Raw genomic sequence first — 20,530 nt, 5'->3', positions numbered from 1 at the left:
TTCGGCAGATCGGGGAAGTTCGGGGAAGCCAGTGGGCTTCAGCCGGAGTGGAACGGCAGCCCGGCGTCGGCCACCAGCTCCAGGTCGTCCGTCTCCTCGGCGGGCAGCAAGGTGGGCGAGCCGTCGGTGACCGGGACCACGCCCAGCTCCAGCAGCTCGGCCATGGCGGCGCTGCCGGCCATGTCACGCACCTGGAGCTGGTAGCGGGAGGTCGTCCGATATGTGCCGCCGTTGTCGTCGCTCGTCCGCTGGAGGAATCCGGAGTCGGTCAGGAAGGCCACGGCCTTGGCGACGATGCCGGTGGTGGAGCCGGCGAGCCGACGCGCGTCCTTGGTGGCGCCGGTCGCGCTGCGTCTCACCCAGATCCGCCAGGCGGCCTCCAGGCCGGGCGCATCCGTCGCGGGGTCGGTGTTCTCCCCCTGCGCCTCCGCGCGCTCCTCCAGCCGACGGCAGGCCTGTCGGACGAAGGCGTCGACGCCATTGACGGTGACCCGGCCGATGTAGCCGTCGTCGGCGAGGTCCTCGGGCCGCGGGAACGCCATGGCGGCGACGGCGAGATGGGCCAGCCCGTGCAGGAACCGGTCGCTGCCGTCGGCCGACGTCCGGCGGGCGTAGTCGCCCATGCGCACCGCGAACACCGAGTCCTCGGCGGCCGTCACCGCCATCCCCGCGCGCGGGGATACCTCCAGCACGATCAGTCCGAGCCCGGCGGCCACGGCGTCCGCGAGTCGCGCGAAGGGCGGGTCCTCGCGGTAGCGGCGCAGCAGATCGGTGTACTCCTGGTCGCGCGCGGGCTGCAGCTTCGGCTGCAGCCCGAAGGCGACGAGCCGCGCCGCGTCGGCGGCGTCGGCGGGAGTGACGGCGGCGGTCGCCGACGGGGCGGGGGCCTCCGGGTCGCTCCGATCGACGTGCTCGGTCACGGTTTCGGCTCCTTGGTGCGGTGTTGCTCGTTCATACGGTGCTCTGCCATACGGTGCTCGGCGCGGCTCATGCGGCTTCCGTTCGGTCGGCCGCCATCCCCGCGGCGTCCAGCAGGGCCGTGCCGACGATGAGGTCGGCACCGCCGAACTCGGGATCATCCAGCTCGGTCCCGTCGTCCACGGCGAACAGCAGCTTGCCCTCGCCCTGCCGATAGGCCGTGCCCACCGGCGGACTGGCCGCGTGAACGGCCAACAGCGCGACCAGATAGGGCAGCTCGGGATCCCGCCGCCGTGCCTCGGCCAGCAGGCCCGACAGCCGGCGCGGCGCGTCGGCCGGCAGATCGAGCAGGACCATCGCCGCGGCCAACTGCTCCTCGCTGAACCGGCTGTCGTCCGGTGTCGCGATGAGGTCGGGCTCGGGCATCTCGGCGCCCAGGTGCTCACGCTCCACGGGCGGCGTCAGCAGTATGTCGACGAGATCGCCCACCCGGACCGACACCGGCGTACGCAGTCCCGTGCCGCGCGCGAAGAAGGCGTCCGTGACCCGGACCGCCTGCTCCAGGGGCAACGGCAGGACGGGGGCGACGAGATGGCCGTACAGGTCGATCCCCGATGTCGTCATCGGCGTGGCGAAGGCCTGGCGGTCCTGCTCGGCACGGAACAGCGGTCCGGCCTCCAGCAACCGCGACTGCAACTGCGTGTGCCGTCGGATGCAGTCCTTCACGATGTCGACCAGCTCGGCCGCGCGGCGCTTGTGCTCCGCGTCCTCGGTCTCGTCGCGCGCCTTGCGGATGTTGGTGAGGATCGCGTTCTCATGCCGGTACCGGTCGGCGACGTGGTCGAGCGCCTCGGCGATCATGTCCGGTACGGCGCTCAGCCAGTCGACCGCCCGGACATTGCGCCGGGTCGCGTCGAGGGCCCGGCGGAGCGTCTCGGAGTACTGCACGGTGCGGTACCGGGCCTGCTCGGCGGCAAGCTGGGCGTCGGCCAGCCGGCCTCGGTTGATCAGCACCTCCAGCTTGACCTCGGCGGCGATCTGGGCGCTGGTCACATCGGTGTCGAGGGCGCCGACGAGGACGTTGACCGCCTCGTCGGTCGTACGCAGGTACACCGTGCCGCCCGGCCCGGGGACCTCCTCGATGAGCTTGAAGTCGTAGTCCCGGCGGACATAACTGCCGTCCGGCGCGAAGGTGCCGTACACGGCACGGAAGCCGCGGTCCACGCTGCCGACATTGATCAGGTTCTCCAGGACCCAGCGGGCCACCCGCTCGTGCTCGGCCACCGGACGCCGCGGGGCCTGGGCGGCGATGCGCGGGATGAGACGGGCGACTATCTGGTCGTGGTCGGCGCCCGTGTCGAAGTCCATGTTCAGTGTGACCAGGTCGATGGCGGCGAGCGCCACCTCCGCCATGCCGTACACCGAGTACTCACCCGCGAGGTTGGCCTTGCGTGTGTCGAGGTCGTGCAGCGGCGCGGTGCAGGCGAGCGCGCGCAGCCGCCGCGCCAGGCCCTCGTCGGCGGCCGGGCCCGGAGCTGGGCGCGGCCCCGCGCTGAGCTGGGGCGGAACACGGTCCGTCGATGCAGGCGAAGTCACGGTGCACAGACTAGGTCCTGGGTCTGACAACGATCCAAACGACGCGGATCGCCTCGGGCGGTGCGCCGTGCTGCGGCCCGCGCCGTGCTGTGGCCCCCGCCCTGCTGTGGCCCGCCTTCCACGTCGTCGACGACCCCCGCGACGGTTGACCGACTTCCGTGCCCGAGCCCGTGCCCCGTGCCCCGAGCCCCGAGCCCCTACAGGAGAGCTTCGCCCTCCCCCACCCGCCGCCGGTACACCTCGACCACCCGCTCCAGCGAATCGTCGAGATAGACCGCGAGCAGCTTCTCGGCCCCGCCCTTGTCCCCCGCCTCCAGAGCCCGGAGGATCTGCTGGTTACGGGCGAGGTAGGGCTCGTGCAACCGGTGTGGATCGTCGACGACGTGGAAGGCGAGCCGCAGCTCGGCGAAGACGCTGCGCATCAGTTCGTCGGTGCGTTCGCTGCCCGCGAGCGCCACCAGCTCCCGGTGGAAGTGGATGTTGGCGGTACCCAGCCCTTTCCAGTCACCTTCGCGCACCGCGCGCTGTCCTTCGGCGACGGCTTCGGCGGGCCCCTCCAGGGGGTACGGCGGTTCACCCAGCCCCCGTACGACCGCGCACTCGACGAGCCGTCGGGTGCGGTAGATGTCCTCGACGTCCTCCACCGTCAGGACCCGTACGAACACGCCCCGATTCAGCTCGTGGACGAGCAGCCGCTCATGGGTGAGCAGCCGGAACGCTTCGCGAAGTGTGTTGCGGGACACACCGAGCGCCCCTCCGATGCTGTCCTCCGACAGCCGGGTGCCGGGCGGGAAGAAGCCCTCGGCGATACGGCTTCTGAGGATGTCCGAGACCCGCTCCGCCGTGCTCGTGCGCCCCAGGAGGGCACGATCGTCGGCCAGTCCGCCCAGCTGCTCTGCCATGCCCGGAATTCAACCGCAGACACGAGAACGAAACAACAGGGGTATTGAAGGATCGTTCAACGATCCTCTACGTTACTGCTCACCGTTCAGCCCACTCGTTCAGCTCACCGATCAACTCACCGTTCAACTCGCCGTTCAGCTCAGTTCCGCACCCTCCGTCCCCTCACTGCGAGGTGCCCATGAGCACACCCCCTCCGCCACAGGCCCTGACCCACCCCGCCACTGACGAACGCGCCGCCGACGACGGCGCGTTCGCCTGGCTGCGCGCGCTCGGTCCGCGCGGCCGCCGTGCCTTCGCGGGCGCTTTCGGCGGCTATGCCCTGGATTCGTACGACTACTTCACCCTGCCACTGAGCATGGTCGCGCTGGCCGCGTACTTCGGCCTCGACAGCGGCCAGACCGGTCTCTTCACCACCGTCACGCTCGTCGTCTCCGCGATCGGCGGTGCCCTCGCCGGAGTGCTGGCCGACCGCATAGGCCGGGTCAAGGCGCTGATGATCACCGTGGTCACCTACGCGGTCTTCACCGTCGCCTGCGGCTTCGCACCCAACTACGAGACACTGCTGGTCTTCCGCGCCCTTCAGGGCCTCGGCTTCGGCGGCGAGTGGGCGGTCGGCGCGATCCTCGTCGCCGAGTACGCCAGCGCAAAGCACCGCGGCCGCACGCTCGGCGCGATCCAGAGCTCGTGGGCCGTCGGCTGGGCCCTGGCCGCGATCATGTACACGGTGGTCTTCTCGCTCGCCGACGACGACCTGGCCTGGCGCGTGATGTTCTGGACCGGCGCGCTGCCCGCGCTGCTCGTCATCTGGATACGGCGTCAGGTGCACGACGCCCCCGAGGCCGTAGCCGTGCGTGCGAAGAGCACCGAGAAGGGCTCGTTCGCGGCGATCTTCAAGCCCGGCCTGCTGCGTACGACGATCTTCGCGGGCCTGCTCTCCACCGGCGTCCAAGGCGGCTACTACACCCTCGCCACCTGGGTGCCGACCTACCTCAAGACCGAGCGCGAACTGTCGGTCGTCGGCACCGGCGGCTATCTGACGTTCCTGATCTCGGGCGCCTTCATCGGCTACCTGACCGGCGGTTACCTCACCGACCGGCTGGGCCGGCGGCGCAACATCTGGCTGTTCGCGCTGCTCTCGGCGGTCTGCATCCTGGCGTACGCGAACATCCCGAGCGGCGCCAACACCCTGCTGCTGGTGCTCGGTTTCCCGCTCGGCTTCTGCATGTCGGCGATCTTCAGCGGCTTCGGGTCCTACCTGAGCGAGCTGTACCCGACGGCGGTGCGCGGCACGGGACAGGGCTTCACCTACAACACCGGCCGCGCGGTGGGTGCCGTCTTCCCGACCACGGTCGGCTTCCTGGCGGACAGCTGGGGCGTGGGCGGCGCGCTGGTGTTCGGCGCGATCGGCTACGGCATCGCGGCGCTTGCCCTGTTCGGACTGCCGGAGACGCGCGGGAAGGAACTGGCGTGAACCGCACGGGAGACCGACCGCTGACCCTCGTGACGGAAGACCGTCCCGTCACCCTGCCGTCGCAGGACCGCCCCCTCACCCTCGTCGACGAGCACGCGCACGCGTGGAGCCCGCAAACGGCCCGCGCCCGCTTCCGTGACGGCCTCACCGGCCCCACGGCCGGGGTCTCGGCGGGTCACACCCAGGCCAACCTGATCTCGGTGCCCGCCGACTGGGCGTACGAGATGCTGCTGTTCTGCCAGCGCAACCCCAAGCCCTGTCCGGTCCTGGACGTGACGGACGCCGGTTCCTCGACGACGCCACTCGCCGAGGGCGCCGACCTGCGCACCGATCTGCCGCGCTACCGGGTGTGGCGGGACGGCGAGTTGGTGGACGAGCCGACGGACGTACGCGCCCACTGGCGGGGCGATCTGGTGTCGTTCCTGATCGGGTGCAGCTTCACCTTCGAGTGGGCGCTGACCGAGGCGGGTGTGCCGATCCGGCACATCGAGCAGGGGCGCAACGTCCCGATGTACGTGACCAGCCGCCAGTGCCGTTCGGCGGGGCGGCTGCACGGCCCGATGGTGGTGTCGATGCGTCCGGTGCCGCCGCAGCACCTGGCGGCGGCGCTGCGGGAGACCGGTCTGCTCCCGGCGGTGCACGGCGGCCCGGTGCACTGCGGCGATCCCGCGGCGCTCGGGATCGCCGACCTCGGCCGCCCCGACTTCGGCGATCCGGTGGACACCGAGCCGGACGACATCCCGTTGTTCTGGGCCTGCGGAGTGACACCGCAGGCCGCGGTGATGGCCTCGCGCCCGCCGTTCGCCATCACCCACGCACCGGGCCAGATGTTCCTGACCGACGCCCGCGACGAGCAGTACCGCATCGTCGCCTGACCATGGTCGCCCGACCGAGGAAACCCGACGGGCCCCCGACCGGGGAAACTCGACGGACCCCTGACCGAGGAAACGACGGACACATGACCTCCATCGATCTGAACGCCGACCTCGGCGAGGGCTTCGGCCGCTGGCAGCTCACCGACGACGAACGGCTGCTGTCGGTCGTCACCAGCGCCAACGTGGCCTGCGGCTTCCACGCCGGGGACGCGGCCACCATGCGGCGGGTGTGCGAGCTGGCGGCCGAGCGCGAGGTACGGATCGGCGCCCAGGTCTCCTACCGGGACCTGGCCGGCTTCGGGCGGCGCGCGATGGACGTACCGCCCGCCGAGCTGACGGCCGAAGTGGCCTACCAGATCGGCGCCCTGGAGGTCTTCGCGCGAGCGGCGGGCACGCGCGTGTCGTACGTCAAACCGCACGGCGCGCTCTACAACCGGGTCGTGCACGACGAGGAGCAGGCCGGTGCGGTCGTCGACGGTGTGCTCCTGGCGGACGCCACGCTGCCCGTGCTCGGGCTGCCCGGCTCGCGGCTGCTGGAGCTGGCCGCGAAGGCCGGGCTCCCGGCCGTCACGGAGGCGTTCGCGGACCGTGCGTACACCGACCGGGGCACGCTCGTGCCGCGCGGCCACGACGGCGCCGTGGTCACCGACCCCGAGGCCGTCGTGGAGCGCTCGGTGGGCATGGCCCGGTCGGGCGCGGTCACCTCCCACTCCGGGGCGCGGATCGAGGTACGGGCGCGTTCCCTGTGCCTGCACGGGGACACACCCGGCGCCGTGGAGCTGGCCCGCCGGGTGCGGGCGCGGCTGGAGGAGTCGGGTGTCCGGGTGGAGGCCTTCGTATGAGGGCGCTGCCCGTCGGCGACGACGCCCTGCTCGTCGAGGTGGCCTCGGGCGAGGAGGCCCAGGCGCTGCACACGGATCTGCTGCGGCGGCGCGCCGAGGGCTCGCTGTCGGTACGGGAGATCGTCCCCGCGGCCCGGACCGTCCTGCTCGACGGCCTCGCCGACCCGGACCGCCTCGCCTCCGAGCTGACCCGATCCGAGGTGCCGCCCGCTCCCCCACGCGCGCGTGACGTCGTCGAACTCCCCGTGCGCTACGACGGCCCGGACCTGGCCGACGTCGCCGCGCACTGGGGCGTGTCCCCGCAGGAGGTGACCCGGATCCACGCGGGCACCGAATTCAGCGTCGCCTTCTGCGGTTTCGCCCCCGGGTTCGGCTATCTCACCGGCCTGCCGCCGCGCTACGACGTCCCCCGCCGGGCCACTCCGCGCACGGCCGTCCCCGCGGGCGCGGTGGCGCTGGCGGGGCCCTACACGGGCGTGTACCCGCGCTCGTCGCCGGGCGGCTGGCAGCTGATCGGCACCACGGACACCGTGCTGTGGGACCACACGCGTGTGCCGGCCGCGCTGTTGTCGCCGGGCACGCGCGTGCGCTTCGTTCCGGTGGGGAGCTCATGACCGACCGCGCGCTCTCCGTCGTCCGCGCGGGGGCACTGACCACCGTGCAGGACCTCGGCCGCCCCGGGCACGCCCACCTCGGCGTGCCCCGCTCGGGCGCCCTCGACGGGCCCGCGGCCGCCCTCGTCAACCGGCTGGTCGGCAATGCCCCCGAGGCGGCCGTACTGGAGACCACGCTGACCGGCTGCGCGGTGCGGCCCCGTTCGGCGGTCACCGTGGCGGTCGGCGGCGCGCCCTGCCGGGTCACGGTGGACGGCCGCCCGGTCGCCTGGGGCACCCCGGTGCACGTGCCCGCCGGTACGCTCCTGGACGTGGGCGCGGCCGTCTCGGGCGTACGGAGCTATATCGGCGTCTCCGGAGGCATCGCTGTCGAGCCGGTCCTCGGCAGCCGCTCCACCGACCTGCTGTCCGGACTCGGCCCACCACCCCTCACGGACGGCGCTGTGCTGCCTCTGGGGCAGCCGACGTGGCTCCACGCGCGCGTGGACGTCGCCCCGCAGCCGGCGCCTCCCACCGAACTCGTCCTGCGCGTGACGCCAGGCCCGCGCGACGACTGGTTCACGCCGGAGGGGCTGCGTGCCTTCACCTCGCGCGTGTACCGCGTCTCCCCCGCGAGCAACCGCATCGGGCTGCGCACCGAGGGCCCCGCCCTGGAACGGGCACTCACTCGCGAACTCCCCAGCGAGGGCGTGGTCCTGGGCGCGGTCCAGGTTCCGCCCGACGGCCGGCCGGTCGTGTTCCTCGCCGACCATCCGACGACCGGCGGCTACCCCGTGATCGCCGTCCTCCGCACGGCCGACCTCCCGGCAGCCGCACAGGCGGTACCGGGCACCCCGGTCCGCTTCGTGGCCGTACGCCGCCGCTGACCCGCGCCACACCGCGCACGCCACGGCCACCACCCCTCACCCCCCAAATACGCTACGCAGCCTCCGTTTCGGGCTGGTGCTCCGCAGCCGAGCGCTGACCGGGCAGCGAAAGCCCGTCAGACAGGGCCGACCCGTCCGGCAGGGACAGCTGACCGGGCACCGACAGCCCCTCCGGCAGGGTCAGCTGCGCCGACAGCGACCGGTGCTCCGGCACTGACCTGTGCTCGGCCGCCGGCCGGTGTTCGGGCAACGGCATCGGCTCCGGCACCGCCAGCGAGGCCAGCGCCAGGGACACCGCCTGTGCCGCACGCAGGTCGAGCCGGCCGCTGGTGCCCCGCGAGCGGTGCCGCATCTCGGTGGCCGCGAGGCGCAGCAGCTGAGGCAGCAGGTCGTTGCAGCGCCGGATCACCCAGGCGGTACCCGCGGTGGCCAGCCACAGCAGGCTCGCCGACTTGGTGGGCGGCGCGAACTCCGGCTCGGGCGAGGGCTCGGTGCCGGTCGCGATGCCCTTCTGCCGGAGCATCGCGTGGAAGCGCAGCGCGATCTGCCGGTGACCGCGCTCCCCGGGATGCAGCCGGTCCGCACTCCACATCGCGCGGTCGCTGATCCAGTCGTCGTCGACCGCGTGCAGATGCACGGCCCCGTACCGCTCGGACAGCGTGTGGACCACCGTGTTGACCGCCCGCTGCCGCCGGGCCAGCGGGTTGCCGAGCACCGCCGGCAGCCCCAGCATCGTGCCCGGGTCGGGCAGACAGGCCGTGAGCACGGCGGTGCCCTGACGGGTGAAGGACGCGTAGACCCTGTCGAGGCGTTCGGCGATCCTCTCGATGTCGTAGGTGCTCCGCAGTGTGTCGTTGACGCCCACGACGACGGACGCGACGTGCGGCCGCAGGGACAGAGCCGCGGGCAGCTGGCTCTCCAGCACGTCCCGCGTCTGTGCCCCGCTGACCGCGAGGTTGGTGAACTCGGCGGCCGGTTCGGCCAGCCCGCCGGCGAGCAGCGCGGCCCAGCCACGCCACCCGTTCCCCACGCGATCGCCCACGCCCTCGGACAGCGAGTCCCCGAGGGCGACGAAACGGAGCGGTCTCATGCCGCGCCCTCCGCACGCATGAAGGGACGTGCCGGCAGCGCCGCGTCGTGCGCGGTGAGGAAGGCGTCCACCGCCGTGCCCCAGCCGAAGCACTCCGCACGCGCGCGTGCGGTCTCCCGGCGCTCGCGCTCAGGACGGTCGAGGATCATCTCCACGGCGTCCGCGAAGGCGTCCCCGTTGTCCGCCGCGGTGGCCCCGGCGGATCCGATCACCTCCGGCAGCGCGGAGGACGCGCTCGCCACCACGGGCGTCCCGCAGGCCATGGCCTCCAGCGCGGCGAGCCCGAAGGTCTCCGCGGGCCCGGGGGCCAGGCACACGTCGGCGGAGGCCTGGAGCGCGCCGAGCAGGCTGCGGTCGGCGACGTGCCCGAGGAAGGTCACCGGCAGGTCCCGCTCCTGCGCCCGCTTCTCGAGCCCCGCGCGCAGCGGCCCGTTCCCGGCGACGACGAGCACGGCGCGCACTCCGCGCCGGCGCAGCGACTCCAGGGCGTCCAGCGCGGTGCCGGGCCGCTTCTCCACCGAGAGGCGGGAGCACATCACCAGCAGCGTCTCGTCCGCACGCGCGTGCGTGGCGCGCAGTGCGGCGTCGCGCAGGGTGGGACGCCGGTTCATCAGGTCGACGCCCAGCGGGGCGCGTACGACGTTGCGGGCGCCGATCCGCACGAACTCGCGCTCGGCGAACTCGGTGGTGCACACGACCCTGGAGTACGTGTGGGCCGTACGGAGGTTGAGGGCGTCGGCGGCCCGCCGGGACAGGTTCTCCGACAGGCCCCAGGTGCGCAGCACGCCGTCGGCGGTCTCGTGCGAGACCATCACGGCGGGGACGCGGGCGCGGCGGGCCCACTTGCCGGTCCACCGCAGCGTCGTACGGTCGGAGACCTCCAGGCGGTCGGGGGCGAGCTCCTCCAGGAGGGCCGCGACCCGCCGCTTGTCGATGAGCACGCGGTAGCCGCCGGTGCCGGGCAGCATGGGGCCCGGCAGGGTGATCACCCGGCCCTGCTCGGTCTCGCAGTCGCTGTACTTCTCACCGGGCACGATGAGGACGGGATCGTGGCCCGCCAGCTTGAAGCCCTTGCCCAGCTCGCGCAGCGCGGTGCGCAGCCCGCCGGAAGCGGGCGCGACGAAGTTGGCGAGCCGGACGATGCGCAGGCCGGTCATGCCGCCACCGCCGTCCGGCGCGCGGCGACCACGTCCGCGTAGTGGCCGATCAGCTGGTCGCCGATGGCCGCCCAGGTGCGGCCCTCGACCGTGGCGAGTCCGGCGGCGCCGTACGCGGCACGCAGCGCCGGGTCGGCGACCAGGGACCGCACCGCGTCCCGTACGGCGTCGGCGTCGCGCGGCGGCACCAGCAGGCCGGTGCGTCCGTGGTCGACCAGGTCGAGCGGACCGCCTGCGGCGGGCGCGACGACGGGCACTCCGCTGGCCATGGCCTCCTGCACGGTCTGGCAGAAGGTCTCGAACGGGCCGGTGTGGGCGAAGATGTCGAACGAGGCGAAGATCCGGGCGAGGTCGTCCCCGCCGCGCCGGCCGAGGAAGACCGCGCCGGGCAGCGCCTCGGCGAGGGCGGGCTGGCTCGGCCCGTCGCCGACGATCACGACCTTCACGCCCTCCATACGGCACACGCCGGAGAGCAGCTCGATGTGCTTCTCCGGGGCGAGCCGCCCGACGTAGCCGACGATCACCTCGCCGTTCGGGGCGACTTCGCGGCGCAGCGCCTCGTCCCGGAGTTCGGGGCGGAAGCGGGCGGTGTCCACGCCGCGTGCCCACAGCTTGAGCCGGGGCACCGCGTGGGCCTCCAGGTCGCGCATGGACGCGCTGGACGGGACGAGGGTGAGGTCGGCGGCGGAGTGGACGGACCGTATGCGCCGCCAGGCCGCCGCCTCGCCGGCGCCCATGTAGGTGCGGGCGTATCCGGCCAGGTCGGTCTGGTAGACGGCCACGGCGGGGATGCCGAACTTGGCGGCGGCGGCCATGCCGCGCACACCGAGGACGAAGGGGCTGGCCAGGTGCACGACGTCCGGGCGGTGCTGGACCATCGCCGCGGCGAGGCGCCGGCTGGGGAGGGCGACGCGGACCTGGGGGTAGCCGGGGAGCGGAAGGGAGGGGACATGGACGACCGGGCACGGCGCGGCCAGGGCGGCGAGCTTGTTTCCGGGCGCCGGAGCGGGTGCGACGACGAGGGGAGCGTGACCGCGATCGACGAGGTGTCGGGCGGTCTGGAGCGCGCAGTGGGCCACGCCGTTCACATCGGGGGGAAAGGATTCGGTCACGATGACGACACGCATACCCGTGTTGTCGCCGTGCTGGACGTGGCCGCGTCAAAGTGGATCTTTCCGAACGACAAACGTCCCATGAGCGTTCCGCTGCGCACCCGAGCGGGTCAGGCCGCGTCCATGCGCGCCTGACCCGCCGGTCACCTGGTGTTCACCCTGCGGGCGGATCTCCCCGAAGTTCACAGGGCGGACACAAATACCGTTCGATGATCAGCCGGCGGTCGGGTCCGGTCCGATCCGGCTGCGTACGGCGGTCTGGACCTCGGCCTCCTCGGCCGGGTCGGCGGCGAGCCGGCGCAGTCGCTCGACGACGCGCGTGTCACCGGTCTCGGCGTGCCGGGCGGCGATCTCGCGGGTGGTCTCCTCGCAGTCCCAGAGGCACTCGACGGCGAATCCGGAGGCGAAGGAGGGGTCGGTGGCGGCGAGGGCGCGGGCGGTGCGGCCGCGCAGATGGGAGGAGGCGGTCTCGCGGTAGACATGGCGCAGCACGGGGGCGGCGCAGGCGATGCCGAGCCGTCCGGTGCCGTCGACGAGGGTCCACAGGGTCGGCGCGTCGGGGCCTTCGCCGCGTACGGCCTCCCGTAGCGCGGCCAGGACGAGGTCCTTGTCCTCGGCTCCGCCCCGGCAGGCGAGCATGCGTCCGGCGGCGGCGCCCAGTGGATCGGGCCGTCGGGCCCAGCCACGCGCGCGGTCGACGGCGGCGATACTGCGCATACGTTCGAATGCGTCGGTAGCGGCCTCCACGACCGCCGGTGAGCCGGTGACCACGGCGGCCTCGATCAGGTCGAGGGCTTCCGGGTCGTTGCTGTCGGCGAGGTAGCGCAGGGCCGTACAGCGGGCTCCGTCGGTGCCGTCCTTGGCGGCGGCGATGATCTCGGGCCGGTCCTCCGGGCCGGCGACGGCCATGAGACACCGTGCGGCGGGCACATGGAGCGCGGCACCGCGCTCGATGCCCTGCTGGGCCCACTCGAAGACCGCCTGCACGCTCCACCCCGGACGGGGCCCGGTAGGTCGCATCTGCCGCTGCCAGCGGTCGAAGCAGCCGGCCTCGTGAGCGGCACGCACACGCGTGGCGATCGATTCGCGCGGATCGTCGGCCCACAGCCGCCACGGCCGTGGCTCAAAAGCATCGCGTACGACGGTGGCCAGTTCGGCCTCGCCCTCGGCATCGGCCGGGAAACGCGCCAGGACGGGCGCGGCAAGGGCGCACAGCCCCGCGTCGTCGTCCCTGAGCGCCAGCTCGTCCAGGGCCCAGGCCCAGTTGGAGCCCGTGGCGGCGTACCTGCGCAGCAGGTGGAGCGCGTCCCGCCTGCCGTAGGAGGCGAGATGGCCGAGGACGGCCAGGGTGAGCCCGGTGCGTGACTCCTCGGTGTCGAAGGCGTCCTCGACGTCGAAGAGGTGGGCCTCGATCTCGTCCAGCTCGCCGTTCAGATCGAGGTAGAGACGGGCGTAGTACAGGGAGCGGTTCTCCACCTGCCAGTCGTGGCGGGGATCGCGCAGCACACAGTGGTTCAGAGCCGCGAGCGCCTCGGCGCGCGGGGCGGTGAGCGCGTGCAGTGTTCCGTCGCCGCGGCCCCGCTGGAGGAGGCCGAGCAGCGTACCGCTGGGCGCTATGACCGGTTCGAACATGGGAAACAGCCTCACATCAAGCGTCGACGCAACCGGGGTTCTTGCTTCACCTGGCCGCGTGACAACACGTCGGGGCGCCCGCCGTTTCCTGCTTGCTGTAGACCATCTTCCTCTGCCTCTCGTCGGTGGCCCATGCGGACCGCATCACGGCCCGCGCGGTGCGGCATCACCTGCCCAGCCATCGCGTCCGTGAATCACGACGTCATGATGACTCGGCACTTCCATCTGCCGCGACCGAAATTTCGGCGGCCCTGTACCGCCTCCCCCGTTTTCTGCGTTTCAGCTGGTCAGAACATTCGGATCAGTGTGCGCCGAACAGCTCGAGCAGTTCGATCTTGCCGAACATGCGGGCGGTGTCGACGGCCGACGGGGTGCCGGCGGCCGGATCGGCGCCGCCCTCCAGAAGGGCCTTGATCACTTCCGTCTCTCCCTTGAAGACGGCACCGGCGAGTGGTGTCTGGCCTCGGTCGTTGACACGGTCGCCCTCAGCGCCCCGGGCGAGCAGGGCACGCACCGCGTCGGAATGGCCGTGATAGGCGGCGAGCATCACCAGGGAGTCGCCGCGATCGTTGGTGAGGTTGGCCGGAACGCCCGCGTCGACGTACGCCACGAGCGCCTCGGTCTGACCCTGCCGGGCCAGATCGAAGATCTTGGTCGCCAACTCCACGACCTCGGGGTCGGGGGCTTCGGTCATCGGCCGGACCGCCTCTCACTACGAACACGGGGACTGCGGGAACTGCGGGAACTGCGCGGAGCACGGGTACGGCCGACGAGCGGTGCTCGGCCGTACGAGTGATTCGCCAGAGTACTGGCTCGCGCGGCACATGACCCGATGCGTCCACGGCAAAGATCATCGCAGACACGGCCGAACCCGACACCCAAGCCCATCCCGTCAAGGACACTCCGCCGACCGGGGGAAATTCGCCGCATTTCACCCAGTTGCACCTTTTATCGTATGGATACATCCTGTGAGCCTGGAAGTACTCATGGTGACTGTCCCCCCAAACCAGGAGCACTCAGATGATCCTCTCCATCTCCGGCGTCGTTCTTCTCGGCATCGTCGTCTTCATCTTCTTCCGCAAGGACGGACTGAAGGCGTCGCACGCCCTGATCTCGGCTCTGTTCGGCTTCTACCTGGCGAGCACGGCCATCGCCCCGAGTATCAAGGCCGGCGGCGAGAGTCTCGCGAGCCTCCTGGGCGGCATCCAGTTCTGACGCCGTCCCACCCGCCCGTACGCACCTGTAGGAGACAGCAGTGGCCCGCCGCCCCCTCCCCCGCATCCTGAGCACAGGCAGCGCGCAGATCGCCCGGAGCCGGGAGCTGGCCCGGGCGCAGATCGCCAGAAGCCGGGAGCTGGCCCGGACGGCCGGCGACAGCGCCTCTGACGTCCTCCATCCACTGATCACGATCACCCGTGGTCTGCGCCGGCTGGCCTCGGCCGGGCGGCGCAGATGGGCCGAGACCCCCAAGGACAAGCGCGGACCGCTGCTGTTCCTGGTGGCCTCGGTGATCCTGGTCGTGGCGCTCGTACCGTACGGGCCGCTGCTCGCCGTCATCACCCTGATGGCGGCGGCAGCCTGGCAGGGCCGGGACCGCAAACCGGCCACGCCCGAGGGACCCGACGAGTCCCAGCAGGAGCGGCTGCGGTCGCTGTACGAGGCGCTGGTCCCGTACTTCTCCACCGCCGACGACCCGGAACCGCTGTACACCCACGGCGGCGAGTGGGAGAAGGCGTTCCCGGAGTTCGAGTTCGACGGCACGGGACGCGTCAGCGGCCTCCTCGTCCGCTACCCGGCCTACTTCACCGACGGGGAGGCGCAGGCCCGCGCGCGGATCGAGCACCTGCTGACCACGAAGTCCGGCCGCGGCCGGGAGTACCACTTCGACTGGGACGAGGAGGGCAACGAGCTCACGGTCACCGTCCTCGCCCCGCTGCCCACCGACATCGCCGCCCAGCGCTTCGTCACGGCCCCCGGCGAGACGGTCCTCGGCTTCACCGACCCCAGCCACGTGCAGCGCAGGCTCCCCCTCACCCACGGCGAGGAGCAGCGCGACGTACCCCCCGTCGTCTGGCGCACCGGCATCCGCTCCACCGAGCCGCACCTGCTGGTCATGGGCCAGCCCGGCAGCGGCACCTCGACCCTGCTGCGTTCCATCGCGCTGCAGGCCCTGCAGTACGGCGACGTCGTCATCGTCGAGGGTGGCAGCACCGGCGAGTACGCCTGTCTGACCGGCCGCGACGGCGTGCTGGCCGTCGAGTGCGGGCTGGCCGGGACGCTGGCCAGCATGGAGTGGGCGGCGACGGAGACGGAGCGGCGCCTGATCGCCGTGAACCGCGCCCGCCAGGCGGGCAACCCGCCGCCTGACGACACCAAGCGCCCCCTGTGGTTGCTGCTGGACCGCCCGACCGCGTTCACCCACCTCGCCGCCGCGGACGACCGCAAGGACCCGCAGTCCCTGCTCCAGATTCCCCTCCGGCACGGACGCGCGGCGAACGTCACCGTGGTCGTGGCCGAGCAGTGGGACGCCATGGACGCCCTGTCCGATGCCGTACGACAGCACACACGCGCGCGTGTCGTGCTCGGCCCGGCGACGGCCCGGCAACTGGAGACGGTCCTCGGCGCTCCCCCGCACACCACGCCGGTCGCCGACATCCCGCCCGGCCGCGGCTACGCCCGCCTCGGCACCGGCCCGGTCCACCGCCTCCAGGTCCCGGCGACCCCGGACCCGTACGACGACGCGACGAGCGACGCGCACCGGCAGGCGGTACTGGACCTGCTGCCGGAGCGGACGACGCCGGTGGAGGCGGAGTCGCTGGACAGGCTGGAGAAGACGCAGCACGAGCCGGAGCCTGAGCCGGTACCGGCGGAGGCCGTGGTCGCCGAGACCTCGTAGGAGCCTCGGCGTGGCCCGCCTCCCCCTCACGCCACGAACGGCCGGGCCGCGTCGCTCCCCCCGGTAACCCCGCGCTCCACCAACCGAGCGGCCGCAGCCAACCGCACCGCGGCCTCCTCAGCCACCGCGCCCCCCACGGTGAACGGCAGGCGCACATACCCCTCGAACGCCCCGTCCACCCCGAACCGAGGCCCGGACGGCACCCGGACCCCGACCCGCTCGCCCGCCTCCGCGAGCCTCGACCCCGACAGGCCCCCCGTCCGCACCCACAAGGTGAGCCCGCCGCGCGGCACCTCGAACTCCCACCCGGGCAGCTCCCGCCGCACCGCCGCGACCAGCGCGTCCCGGTTCTCCCGGGCCTGTCCGCGCCGCACCTCCACGGCCTGCTCCCAGCCTCCCGTGCCGAACAGCCAGTTCACGGCCAGCTGCTCCAGCACGGGCGTGCCCAGATCGGCGTACGCGCGCGCGGCCACGAGGCTGCGGATGACGTCCGGAGCCGCCCGCACCCACCCGATCCGCATCCCCGCCCAGAAGGCCTTGCTGGCCGACCCGACGGTGATGACGGTCGACCCGGCGGGGTCGAAGGCGCACACCGGTCGCGGCATGTCGAGATCGGGATCGAACCACAGCTCGCTCATGGTCTCGTCGGCGACGAGCACGGTCCCCGCCGAGCGGGCCGTGTCCACCAGCCGCCGCCGCTGGTCGTCGTCGGCCAGCGCGCCGGTCGGATTGTGGAAGTCGGCGACGACGTACGCGAGCCGCGGTGCCGCGTCCCGCAGCACCTGCCGCCACCGGTCCATGTCCCAGCCGGCCAGCCCCGCGGCCATCGCGACCGGCACGAGCCGGGCCCCCGCCTCCCGCATCAGCTGAAGGATGTTGGCGTACGACGGCGACTCGACCGCGATCCGCTCACCGCGCCCGGCGAAGAGATGACAGATCGCGTCGATGGCACCCATCGCGCCGGTCGTCACCATGATCTGCTCGGGCATGGTCGGAATACCGCGTGCCGTGTACCGGTCGGCGATCATCGACCGCAGCGCGGGCAGCCCGGCCGGATAGTCGCCATGGGTGTGGGCGTACGGCGGCAGTTCCTCCAGGGCGCCCTGGACGGCACGGGTCAGCCACGGCTCGGGCGCGGGCAGCGCCGCGCAGCCCAGGTCGATCATGGAGCCGAGCGCCTCCGGCGGCAGGGGCTCCAGCCCGCGCGCGGGCAGCGGGTTCCCGGCCGGTACGGCCGTCCAGCTCCCGGCGCCGCGCCGCGACTCCAGGAACCCCTCGGTGCGCAGCGCCTCATACGCCGCCGCCACCGTCGTACGACTCACCGACAGCGCGAGGGCCAGCTCACGCTCGGCGGGCAGCCGTGCGGCGACCGGGACGCGGCCCTCCAGTACCAGCAGCCGGATACCGTCGGCGAGCGCCCGATAGGCGGGCGGGCGCTTGCTGCCGGGCCCGGCCGGGCGATCCTGCTGGGAGGTGAGGAGCCGGGCGAGCTGCGCGGCACCCACCGCCGAAGTCCACTGCGCCATGATTTCAGTCCACCTTCTCCGAATTGGCCATGGAGGGGGCCGCTTCCCAAGCCACAGGGTGTCATGCATCAGTCCACCACGACCACAGGGGGCACGACTTGGCCACGCAGGGGCATCTCATACGGCGGCTTTCACAGCTGTACGTCGGGCTCGCGCTCTACGGCGCGAGCTCGGCGCTTCTCGTCGAGGCGGGCCTGGGCCTGGAGCCCTGGAACGTGCTGCACCAGGGCCTCGCCGAACGCACCGGGCTGACCATCGGCGTCGTCTCGATCATCGTCGGCGCGTCGGTGCTGCTCCTGTGGATCCCGCTGCGCCAGCGCCCCGGCCTCGGCACCGTCTCCAACGTCTTCGTGGTCGGCATCGCCATGGACGGCACCCTCGCCCTGCTCCCCGAGGCGCACTCCCTGGCCGTACGGATCCCCCTTCTGCTGACCGGCATCCTGCTCAACGGCGTGGCCACCGGCCTCTACATCGCCGCCCGCTTCGGGCCGGGGCCCAGGGACGGCCTGATGACCGGCCTGCACCGGCGCACCGGCCGCTCGATCCGCCTGATGCGTACGGCCGTCGAGATCGCGGTCGTCGTGACCGGCTTCGCGCTCGGCGGCACCGTCGGCGTCGGCACCGTCCTCTACGCGGTGTCGATCGGCCCGCTCGCCCAGCTCTTCCTGCGCGTGTTCGCCGTCCCGCGGGCATCCGACGGCAGCACGGTCGTTGCCACCGGGCAACCCCGGCGCGCGATACTTCGTCCGTGAGCACCACGCGGATACGGCACCCCTACCTCGACCACCCCGGCCCGATCCCGTTCGCCCACCGGGGCGGGGCGGCGGACGGCCTGGAGAACACCACGCTGCAGTTCCGGCGCGCGGTCGACATGGGCTACCGGTACATCGAGACCGACGTCCACACCACGCGCGACGGCAAGCTCGTCGCGTTCCACGACGCGACCCTGGACCGGGTGACCGACGGGGCGGGCCGGATCGCGGACCTGCCCTGGGACGACGTACGGCAGGCGCGCGTGGCGGGACAGGAGCCGGTGCCGCTGTTCGAAGAGCTCCTGGAGACCTTCCCCGACGTGCGCTGGAACGTCGACCTCAAGGCGGAGCCGGCGCTCCACCCCTTCCTGGAACTGATCGAGCGCACAGGCGCCTGGGACCGCATCTGCGTCGGCTCCTTCTCCGAGGCGCGTGTCATCCGCGCGCAGCGGCTGGCCGGCCCGCGCCTGGCGACGTCGTACGGCACCCGGGGCGTGCTGAATCTGCGGCTGCGCTCCTGGGGCGTGCCGGCCGCGTTGCGCCGTTCGGCGGTCGCCGCCCAGGTGCCCGAGGCGCAGTCCGGCATCCAGGTGGTCGACCACCGCTTCGTACAGGCCGCCCACGCGCGCGGGCTCCAGGTTCATGTGTGGACCATCAATGATCCCGATGCGATGCACCGGCTCCTGGACCTGGGGGTCGATGGCATCATGACCGATCACATCGACACATTGCGCAAGGTCCTGGAGGACCGGGACGTCTGGGCCTGACCCCGTTCCCGGCTCCGCCCTCGCGCGGGATCACCACGGGGAAGCGAGGGCGCGGGGTGGGCACCGATACCGTGCGTACGGATACGGCCGACGAGGCCGCCGGTCGCCGCCGCGAGCAACGCGGCTGGTACTTCTACGACTGGGCGTGCTCCGTCTACTCGACGAGCGTGCTCACCGTGTTCCTCGGCCCCTATCTGACGTCGGTCGCCAAGGGGGCGGCGGACGCGGACGGGTTCGTCCACCCCTTGGGCATCCCGGTGCGCGCGGGCTCGTTCTTCGCGTACTCGGTGTCCCTGTCGGTGATCGTGGCCGTCCTGGTGATGCCCCTGGTGGGCGCGGCAGCCGACCGTACGGGCCGCAAGAAGCCGCTGCTCGCGGTCGCCGCCTACGCGGGAGCGACCGCGACCACCGCCATGTTCTTCCTGGACGGCGACCGCTATCTGCTCGGCGGCCTCCTGCTGATCGTCGCGAACGCGGCGCAGTCGGTCGCGATGATGCTCTACAACTCCTACCTCCCGCAGATCGCCCCGCCCGAGGAACGCGACGCGGTCTCCTCCCGGGGCTGGGCCTTCGGCTATGCCTCCGGCTCGCTGATGCTGATCGTGAACCTGGTCCTGTACCTGGCGCACGACTCCTTCGGCGTCTCCGAGAGCACCGCCGTCCGTATCTGTCTCGCCTCGGCCGGTCTGTGGTGGGGCGCGTTCGCCCTCATCCCGCTACGACGACTGCGCGACCGCCCCGCCACGAGCGGGAGAACGGAGAAGGCAACGGGCGCGATGGGCTTCCGGCAGCTCGCGGCGACGGTCCGCGACATGCGCCGCCACCCGCTGACGCTCGCCTTCCTCCTCGCCTACCTGATCTACAACGACGGCATCCAGACCGTGATCTCCCAGGCGTCGATCTACGGCTCCGAGGAACTGGGGCTCGGACAGTCCACGCTCATCGGCGCCGTGCTGCTGGTCCAGGTCCTCGCGGTGGCGGGGGCGCTGGCGATGGGCCGACTGGCCCGGATCTACGGCGCGAAGCGGACGATTCTCGGCTCGCTCATCGCATGGACGGTGACGCTGGCGGCCGGGTACTTCCTGCCGGCCGGGGCGCCGGTGTGGTTCTTCGCGCTTGCGGCCGGCATCGGGCTGGTCCTGGGCGGCAGCCAGGCCCTGTCCCGTTCCCTGTTCTCCCATCTCGTGCCGCCGGGGAAGGAGGCCGAGTACTTCTCCGCGTACGAGATGAGCGACCGCGGTATGAGCTGGCTCGGCCCGCTGCTGTTCGGGCTCACCTACCAGCTGACCGGAAGTTACCGGGACGCGATCATCTCGCTCGTGGCCTTCTTCGTCATCGGGTTCGCCCTGCTCGCGAGGGTTCCGGTGCGCCGGGCGATCAGCGACGCGGGCAATCCGGTGCCGACGACGATTTAGCGTTCCGAGTGAAAGGGCGGTAGTGTACGCGTTTGGCCTGCCAGGCGTACCGTTACTGCGCGTCAAAGATGCCGAAACGCTGGGTTACATCTGCTAGC

The 20,530-nt window shown here is 72.3% G+C and carries 18 protein-coding genes and 1 pseudogene; 10 read left to right on the top strand and 9 right to left on the bottom strand.

Going from position 1 to position 20,530, the window contains the following annotated elements; translation table 11 throughout:
• Positions 1 to 38: 38 nt before the first annotated feature.
• The 3 genes from ACZ7NC_RS10360 to ACZ7NC_RS10350 form a co-directional block, all read right to left on the bottom strand.
• Positions 39 to 920, bottom strand: a complete 882-nt coding sequence (locus tag ACZ7NC_RS10360; RefSeq protein WP_471486669.1) for a hypothetical protein — start codon at positions 918 to 920, stop codon at positions 39 to 41.
• Positions 921 to 987: 67 nt separating this feature from the next.
• Positions 988 to 2,514, bottom strand: a complete 1,527-nt coding sequence (locus ACZ7NC_RS10355; RefSeq protein WP_471486667.1) for a hypothetical protein — start codon at positions 2,512 to 2,514, stop codon at positions 988 to 990.
• 197 nt (positions 2,515 to 2,711) lie between these two features.
• Positions 2,712 to 3,416 carry a GntR family transcriptional regulator gene (locus ACZ7NC_RS10350; protein ID WP_471486665.1) on the bottom strand — a complete coding sequence of 235 codons (705 nt, stop codon included), beginning with the start codon at positions 3,414 to 3,416 and terminating at the stop codon, positions 2,712 to 2,714.
• 179 nt (positions 3,417 to 3,595) lie between these two features.
• Between ACZ7NC_RS10350 and ACZ7NC_RS10345 the strand changes: the two genes are divergently transcribed.
• From ACZ7NC_RS10345 to ACZ7NC_RS10325, 5 genes are all read left to right on the top strand, one after another.
• A complete protein-coding gene (locus ACZ7NC_RS10345) occupies positions 3,596 to 4,888 on the top strand; it encodes an MFS transporter (protein ID WP_471486663.1) in 1,293 nt (430 codons plus the stop codon).
• Between the two features lie 53 nt (positions 4,889 to 4,941).
• Positions 4,942 to 5,763, top strand: a complete 822-nt coding sequence (locus ACZ7NC_RS10340) for a putative hydro-lyase (RefSeq protein WP_471486727.1) — start codon at positions 4,942 to 4,944, stop codon at positions 5,761 to 5,763.
• Between the two features lie 83 nt (positions 5,764 to 5,846).
• A complete protein-coding gene (locus ACZ7NC_RS10335) occupies positions 5,847 to 6,605 on the top strand; it encodes a LamB/YcsF family protein (RefSeq protein ID WP_471486661.1) in 759 nt (252 codons plus the stop codon).
• Positions 6,602 to 7,219, top strand: a complete 618-nt coding sequence (locus ACZ7NC_RS10330) for a 5-oxoprolinase subunit B family protein (RefSeq protein ID WP_471486659.1) — start codon at positions 6,602 to 6,604, stop codon at positions 7,217 to 7,219. Before ACZ7NC_RS10335 ends, ACZ7NC_RS10330 begins: the two co-directional genes overlap by 4 nt.
• On the top strand, positions 7,216 to 8,085 hold the full coding sequence (locus tag ACZ7NC_RS10325; RefSeq protein ID WP_471486657.1) for a 5-oxoprolinase subunit C family protein: 870 nt from the start codon (positions 7,216 to 7,218) through the stop codon (positions 8,083 to 8,085). Before ACZ7NC_RS10330 ends, ACZ7NC_RS10325 begins: the two co-directional genes overlap by 4 nt.
• Positions 8,086 to 8,335: 250 nt before the next feature.
• Here ACZ7NC_RS10325 and ACZ7NC_RS10320 read toward each other — a convergent pair.
• From ACZ7NC_RS10320 to ACZ7NC_RS10300, 5 genes and pseudogenes are all read right to left on the bottom strand, one after another.
• A pseudogene (locus tag ACZ7NC_RS10320) lies at positions 8,336 to 9,175 on the bottom strand (SGNH/GDSL hydrolase family protein); the annotation flags it as partial.
• A complete protein-coding gene (locus ACZ7NC_RS10315) occupies positions 9,172 to 10,332 on the bottom strand; it encodes a glycosyltransferase (protein WP_471486656.1) in 1,161 nt (386 codons plus the stop codon). The gene ACZ7NC_RS10315 and the pseudogene ACZ7NC_RS10320, both read right to left, overlap by 4 nt.
• Positions 10,329 to 11,459 (bottom strand): glycosyltransferase family 4 protein, encoded by a 1,131-nt coding sequence (locus ACZ7NC_RS10310; protein WP_471486654.1) that lies wholly within the window; start codon positions 11,457 to 11,459, stop codon positions 10,329 to 10,331. Before ACZ7NC_RS10310 ends, ACZ7NC_RS10315 begins: the two co-directional genes overlap by 4 nt.
• A 198-nt stretch (positions 11,460 to 11,657) precedes the next feature.
• On the bottom strand, positions 11,658 to 13,076 hold the full coding sequence (locus ACZ7NC_RS10305; protein ID WP_471486652.1) for a HEAT repeat domain-containing protein: 1,419 nt from the start codon (positions 13,074 to 13,076) through the stop codon (positions 11,658 to 11,660).
• A gap of 301 nt (positions 13,077 to 13,377) precedes the next feature.
• Positions 13,378 to 13,770, bottom strand: a complete 393-nt coding sequence (locus ACZ7NC_RS10300; protein ID WP_471486650.1) for an ankyrin repeat domain-containing protein — start codon at positions 13,768 to 13,770, stop codon at positions 13,378 to 13,380.
• Positions 13,771 to 14,096: 326 nt separating this feature from the next.
• Between ACZ7NC_RS10300 and ACZ7NC_RS10295 the strand changes: the two genes are divergently transcribed.
• Both ACZ7NC_RS10295 and ACZ7NC_RS10290 read left to right on the top strand, forming a co-directional pair.
• Positions 14,097 to 14,291, top strand: coding sequence for a hypothetical protein (locus ACZ7NC_RS10295; protein ID WP_004002760.1), 195 nt, complete (start codon positions 14,097 to 14,099; stop codon positions 14,289 to 14,291).
• A 40-nt stretch (positions 14,292 to 14,331) separates the two neighbouring features.
• Positions 14,332 to 15,972, top strand: coding sequence for an ATP-binding protein (locus ACZ7NC_RS10290; RefSeq protein ID WP_471486648.1), 1,641 nt, complete (start codon positions 14,332 to 14,334; stop codon positions 15,970 to 15,972).
• Positions 15,973 to 15,998: 26 nt separating this feature from the next.
• On the opposite strand, the gene ACZ7NC_RS10285 is transcribed toward ACZ7NC_RS10290, so the two are convergent.
• Positions 15,999 to 17,498 (bottom strand): SCO1417 family PLP biosynthesis transcription factor, encoded by a 1,500-nt coding sequence (locus ACZ7NC_RS10285; protein WP_471486646.1) that lies wholly within the window; start codon positions 17,496 to 17,498, stop codon positions 15,999 to 16,001.
• A 98-nt stretch (positions 17,499 to 17,596) separates the two neighbouring features.
• Here ACZ7NC_RS10285 and yczE point away from each other — a divergent pair, with 98 nt between their 5' ends.
• The 3 genes from yczE to ACZ7NC_RS10270 are packed head-to-tail and all read left to right on the top strand — an operon-like array spanning position 17,597 to position 20,432.
• A complete protein-coding gene (gene yczE, locus ACZ7NC_RS10280; protein ID WP_471486644.1) occupies positions 17,597 to 18,250 on the top strand; it encodes a membrane protein YczE in 654 nt (217 codons plus the stop codon).
• The gene (locus tag ACZ7NC_RS10275) at positions 18,247 to 19,017 is read left to right on the top strand and encodes a glycerophosphodiester phosphodiesterase (RefSeq protein ID WP_471486643.1); all 771 of its coding nucleotides are present in this window, start codon (positions 18,247 to 18,249) and stop codon (positions 19,015 to 19,017) included. The genes yczE and ACZ7NC_RS10275 overlap by 4 nt, the downstream gene beginning before the upstream one ends.
• Positions 19,018 to 19,073: 56 nt before the next feature.
• Positions 19,074 to 20,432, top strand: a complete 1,359-nt coding sequence (locus tag ACZ7NC_RS10270; RefSeq protein ID WP_471486641.1) for an MFS transporter — start codon at positions 19,074 to 19,076, stop codon at positions 20,430 to 20,432.
• Positions 20,433 to 20,530 lie beyond the last annotated feature (98 nt).

This window comes from Streptomyces sp. NPDC111802 (assembly GCF_055634335.1).
The sequence above is the reverse complement of the archived record's forward strand: the minus strand, read 5'-3'. Positions and strand labels throughout refer to the sequence as shown.

Coding starts and splice junctions, on each gene's coding strand:
- ACZ7NC_RS10350 (WP_471486665.1), bottom strand. CDS start 3,416: ATGGCAGAGCAGCTGGGCGGACTGGCCGACGATCGTGCCCTCCTGGGG.
- ACZ7NC_RS10345 (WP_471486663.1), top strand. CDS start 3,596: ATGAGCACACCCCCTCCGCCACAGGCCCTGACCCACCCCGCCACTGAC.
- ACZ7NC_RS10335 (WP_471486661.1), top strand. CDS start 5,847: ATGACCTCCATCGATCTGAACGCCGACCTCGGCGAGGGCTTCGGCCGC.
- ACZ7NC_RS10330 (WP_471486659.1), top strand. CDS start 6,602: ATGAGGGCGCTGCCCGTCGGCGACGACGCCCTGCTCGTCGAGGTGGCC.
- ACZ7NC_RS10325 (WP_471486657.1), top strand. CDS start 7,216: ATGACCGACCGCGCGCTCTCCGTCGTCCGCGCGGGGGCACTGACCACC.
- ACZ7NC_RS10315 (WP_471486656.1), bottom strand. CDS start 10,332: ATGACCGGCCTGCGCATCGTCCGGCTCGCCAACTTCGTCGCGCCCGCT.
- ACZ7NC_RS10310 (WP_471486654.1), bottom strand. CDS start 11,459: ATGCGTGTCGTCATCGTGACCGAATCCTTTCCCCCCGATGTGAACGGC.
- ACZ7NC_RS10305 (WP_471486652.1), bottom strand. CDS start 13,076: ATGTTCGAACCGGTCATAGCGCCCAGCGGTACGCTGCTCGGCCTCCTC.
- ACZ7NC_RS10300 (WP_471486650.1), bottom strand. CDS start 13,770: ATGACCGAAGCCCCCGACCCCGAGGTCGTGGAGTTGGCGACCAAGATC.
- ACZ7NC_RS10295 (WP_004002760.1), top strand. CDS start 14,097: ATGATCCTCTCCATCTCCGGCGTCGTTCTTCTCGGCATCGTCGTCTTC.
- ACZ7NC_RS10285 (WP_471486646.1), bottom strand. CDS start 17,498: ATGGCGCAGTGGACTTCGGCGGTGGGTGCCGCGCAGCTCGCCCGGCTC.